The organism is Legionella quateirensis, assembly GCF_001467955.1.
GTDB classification, from domain to species: Bacteria; Pseudomonadota; Gammaproteobacteria; order Legionellales; family Legionellaceae; genus Legionella; species Legionella quateirensis.
The window spans coordinates 1-4365 of the sequence record NZ_LNYR01000016.1 but is presented as its reverse complement, the minus strand read 5'-3'; the positions used below and the strand labels follow the sequence as shown (position 1 = coordinate 4365).

The window sequence follows — 4365 nt, the reverse complement described above, 5'->3', positions numbered from 1 at the left end:
AATCCCGAGGCTTAGGGTGTCGCGGGATTGGGCTCCCAACAGGCCATTAAAAACCATTCAAGCAATTCCTGATATCTCCAGGTTTCTGACGTTCTCACCCACCACGCGGTCCAATTATGCAAGTAAGCACTGATTCTTCGGGAAGAGCCTCCATCACCATTTGCTTAACTTGTTGGCGTGCATTTCGCAACGTTGTCGGATGTGGAACAATGCGATTTGGCGCAGGCAATGCAGGCTCAACTGGGGTAGCCTAACTACCTAATCGATAATTTACCTTCATTCGGCTAGAGCGAATTAAATATTATTTTCTATATAGGCTATTTTTTTCACTTTTTTAAAATAACCCGCACTTTCTATTAAATGACTTCTCTCATTTAAAATATCGTGCTCTACTAAATGGTGTAGTAAGTTACTCATTTTATGATTTTGTTGTTTTAGTCCAAGACACGTAGGAACAATATTCTTGATATGATCTAGTTTATTTGTCACTTCTTCTTTCAATTGAACATTACTTTCATATGACTTTTCAAGTTCAAAGAGAATTTCACTAACTAAAAATTGATTCTTTAATAACCTTGCTTCCAATAATCTTTGCTCAAGTCGATCCATCATTTCCTTAAGTTCATCGGTATTAGCACTGCAAGTAATCCTCAAATAACCACAATCTTCTGCTAATCCAAAATAACTCAATGGAGCAAGCATGATTAAATCTTTAAATAATAAAGAATAAACTAATTCCTCCCCTGTTTGTATTATTCCTGTTTTATTTAAAACTGTTTCAGCTTCTTTTGGAATCTCCATACCCATCAAATCACTAAAATCACCTAGAGCATAAAATGTCGCTTCCACTTTATAATTAGGACATGGCATTTGCGCACCCATATCTTTTAATCGCTTCATGACATATTCAACTTTGCTTTGATAGTAAGAAGACATGGAACGCCTATCTGCCGAACTAAAATTAATCATAGTTTCGGCATAAGCAATTTGAGCAGAACGAGGTGAATGAATATAGGAAGTAATTTGCTGCCTGATTAATTCATTAATAATCAAATCATCAAATGCTAATATGACCGCCATTCTCTCTCCTGCTGCTGACAATGCTTTAGTTGCAGAACGCAAAATTATAGTTCTATTTTTTAAATCCGGCGCACTATTCAAAAATGAAGGAATATCAACAAAATTCATTTCAGCATAAGCTTCATCAAAAATTATAAATAATTCAGGGTATTTCCTTAACGTCTTCGCAATGTTTTCAAGCTCTTCTTCATTTATAATGGTCCCTAACGGATTAGATGGGTTGCAAATTAAAACGGCCCTTGGTTGAATTCCATCTTGAGCTGCCAAGATAAGTGCATTCTGGATACTTTTTTCTAATGCTCTTGCTGTAAGCTGATATCCTGCTTCAGACATCACATCAATTGGATGAAGAATATGATGGGGATTATTAGCATATGCTGAATAATGTGGAAATGGGGTGATTACTCTATACTTTGTGTGCGTTGCGTAAAAGCTATTTAGAACATCAAAAATTATTCTTAATCCGCCAATCCCACCAACGGTGAACAGTACATTCTTTGCTAATATTTCAGCACCATACCAAGCAGACATCGCCTCTGCCATGATAGCTTTTGCCTGTTTATCACCATGAGGATCACCATAACCAATAGCCGAACCCTCATTGTCGAACTGAGTACCATCATGCCACTGTTCTGCAAGAGATTCTAAACGATCCCAATATTTTTTATATGCTTTTACTGTGTGATGATTAACAGGATAAGTTGGTTTACCAATACCTGCAAAGATGAATTTATTGCTTAACTCTTTCTTATTTATTTGCTGTTGATCAAGATAATTTGCCCACATCGAAAGCAGCATGACCTTTTCTATCTGGTTACCAGGTTGTCCATAAGGAGTAATCATTATTTTCCAATGCAAGCAAAATGAGATGTTTATTTTAGCAAAAAATACGTTAGAGCTCAAATTTTGATCCATATGAACCAAACAAGACCACATGTTTCGATCAAATGACATCAATTGTTTTACATGTAAATCAGCATTGTGGTATGAAATAAATGATTTGACAGTCTATGATTAATTTATGAAAAGGATGAGAGAATGACAAAACATAAAAGTAGTCATCCTGTTACTAAAAAATCAGATGAGCACAATAAAAACAAAAATGAAGAACTGGATGAATTAATCTTTAAATTAAAAAGCATGATCGATGCTTTGCCTGGTGATGTTTATTGGAAAGATATTGATGGTGTCTGGTCGGGATTAAACCAGCATTGCGCTGAAAGCCTCAAAAGAATGGGCTTTATAAGTGAAGCAAATGAATCTTATGTGGTTGGTAAAACAGATTATGATCTCTTTAATAAAGAAACAGCGGACGAGTATCGAAAAAACGACTTAGAGGTCATGAAACATCGAATAGAAATAACTCGAGAAGAAGCAACACAACTTCCAAACGGTGAAATAGTTACCCTCCTTTCAAAAAAAAGACCCTTTTTAGATAAGAACAATAATCTTATTGGTATTATTGGTAATTCAATCGATATTTCCGATAGAAAAAAAATGGAAACTGAACTTAAAGTTGCCATGGAAAAATCAGAAGCAGCAAGCCAAGCCAAAACTGAATTTCTCGAAAACATGCGGCATGACATCCGTACCCCGTTAACCGGGATTGTAGGCTTTGCAGATTTACTTAAGATGGAGTCAGATAATCCCCTGATTAAAGAGTACTCAGAAAATTTAGTGGCTTCCAGTCATGCACTTCTTGATCTACTTGATGAGGTACTCGAAGCTATACGTGTAAGCTCAGGTGAAATTCCCAAATTGAAGAAAAAATTTAATTTGGAACATACCTTAAATCATGTAATTGATTTAAATCGAGCGAAAGCAGCCCAGAAAAAATTAGCGCTTAGTCTGAAGTTTGATAAACATATTCCCCGTTACGTCATAGGAGATAAAGTAAGACTTCATCGTGTGGCATTAGAACTGGTAGCGAATGCTCTTAATTTTACTGATTCAGGTCATGTTACCTTTTCTGCCGTTCTTGCTAAACGCCATCAAAGAGAACTGGTTGTAAAACTCATTATTGAAGATTCAGGGATTGGTATTCCCAAAGACAAACAACAGGAAATCTACGTACAATTCAAACGTCTTACTCCATCCTATAAAGGTATTTATAAAGGAGCTGGTTTAGGACTTGCAGTGGTCAAGCAATTTATTGATGAGTTGAGCGGTGAAATTTACGTAGAAAGTGAATCAAGAAAAGGCTCTCGATTCACCTGTGTTATCCCATTACAAGAACCGCTTTTGGATGATGACTTAGGAATAAATGAGGAACTGGAAGAACTCCTGGATTCACCTTATGAAAAGACCTATGCTCAAGAAATTAAGCCCGTTTTCCAGGATAAATCAGGACATCTGCATCATATTCTTGTCGTTGAAGACAACCCGATTGCTCAAATTGTAGCAAAGTCTATATTATCCAAATTAAAGTGTTCTGCCGACATAGCTGAATCAGGGAAAAAAGCATTAGACGCCTGGAAAAATCATCACTACGATTTGATTTTTATGGACATCGGATTGCCAGATATGGATGGGTATGAAGTAACTCACCTCATTCGAGTTCATGAATTAACAAAAAAGACACATACTCCAATTATTGCATTAACAGCTCATGCTGGTGATGAAAATAAAAAACGATGTATTGATGCGGGAATGAATGCAGTATTAGCGAAACCCTTAACGGCAGTTAATTGCTCTGACATTATCGATGCTTTTATACCAGGAAAAAGCCAGGAATCTGCAGACAAGAATGCATTAATAAAGTTTTCTGAGTTACCAGAACAAAATGAAGCACTTTTTGACTTATCCCCTTTTCCTATCTTAAGCGTAGAAGAAGGAATCAAAACTTCAGGTAATAAAACTACTTTAGAGCAAATGCTCGCCTTTATGGTACAAGATTCTCTCCTTAACGATATGCAATTAATAAAAGAAGCTCATGCCAATTTGGATTGGGATAAAACACAACAATTAGCACACAAAATCAAAGGGGGAGCAATCTATGTAGGAACAGTGCAACTCAAAATGTCCTGTCAATATCTTGAGCGTTATTATAAATCAGGACAACGAGAACTACTGGAACCTCTTTACCAACAAGTATTAACCGTTATAAACCAAACCATAAAGGAAATCGTCGAGTACCTAAAAAAATAGAACTTCCATTAATTAATTCGGCATGATATCGCAATCCTTCCCCCCTGTTTTCAAAGCAGGCGTAGCCTGGGAGTAGGCCCAAAGGGCCGTATCCCAGGTTTTCATTCCACATTCATTCACTCTCCAAAAGCTCCTTGA

The 4365-nt window shown here is 36.5% G+C and carries 2 protein-coding genes; one reads left to right on the top strand and one right to left on the bottom strand.

Annotated elements, in window-relative coordinates; translation table 11 throughout:
- Positions 1 to 294: 294 nt before the first annotated feature.
- Complete coding sequence (locus Lqua_RS08110) at positions 295 to 1923, bottom strand: pyridoxal phosphate-dependent aminotransferase (protein ID WP_065240159.1); 1629 nt, start codon at positions 1921 to 1923, stop codon at positions 295 to 297.
- A gap of 195 nt (positions 1924 to 2118) precedes the next feature.
- Here Lqua_RS08110 and Lqua_RS08105 point away from each other — a divergent pair, with 195 nt between their 5' ends.
- Positions 2119 to 4227, top strand: coding sequence for a response regulator (locus Lqua_RS08105; protein ID WP_083501292.1), 2109 nt, complete (start codon positions 2119 to 2121; stop codon positions 4225 to 4227).
- Positions 4228 to 4365 lie beyond the last annotated feature (138 nt).

Excerpts from the sequence above, each read along its gene's own strand:
- Lqua_RS08110 (WP_065240159.1), bottom strand. The coding sequence starts at position 1,923 with ATGATTACTCCTTATGGACAACCTGGTAACCAGATAGAAAAGGTCATG.
- Lqua_RS08105 (WP_083501292.1), top strand. The coding sequence starts at position 2,119 with ATGACAAAACATAAAAGTAGTCATCCTGTTACTAAAAAATCAGATGAG.